Raw genomic sequence first — 239 nt, 5'->3', positions numbered from 1 at the left:
AACCCGCGCAGGCGATCTTCGATCCCGCCCTTTGTGGTCAAGAACAACAGCGGCGTGTCGCCCTGCTGTCGGATCGCCTTCTGCAGCGTCCAGGCATTCAGGCCCGGCAACATCACGTCCAGGAACACCAGGTCGTACACGCTGCTATCCACAAAGCGCAGCGCGGCCATGCCGTAGGCCGCGACTTCAACGGCGAAACCCGCCTCGCTCAAGCCTTGGGCCATGCGTTGCGCCAGCTG

The 239-nt window shown here is 64.0% G+C and carries 1 protein-coding gene; it reads right to left on the bottom strand.

What is annotated here, in order from left to right:
- On the bottom strand, nucleotides 1-239 hold a 239-nt coding region (locus ACFZPT_RS26945), incomplete at both ends, for a response regulator (RefSeq protein ID WP_379559165.1).

It is taken from the genome of Pseudomonas sp. MD330_10 (assembly GCF_042610415.1).
Classification (GTDB): domain Bacteria; phylum Pseudomonadota; class Gammaproteobacteria; order Pseudomonadales; family Pseudomonadaceae; genus Aquipseudomonas; species Aquipseudomonas rhodesiae.
This window is presented reverse-complemented; position numbering and strand designations above follow the sequence as displayed.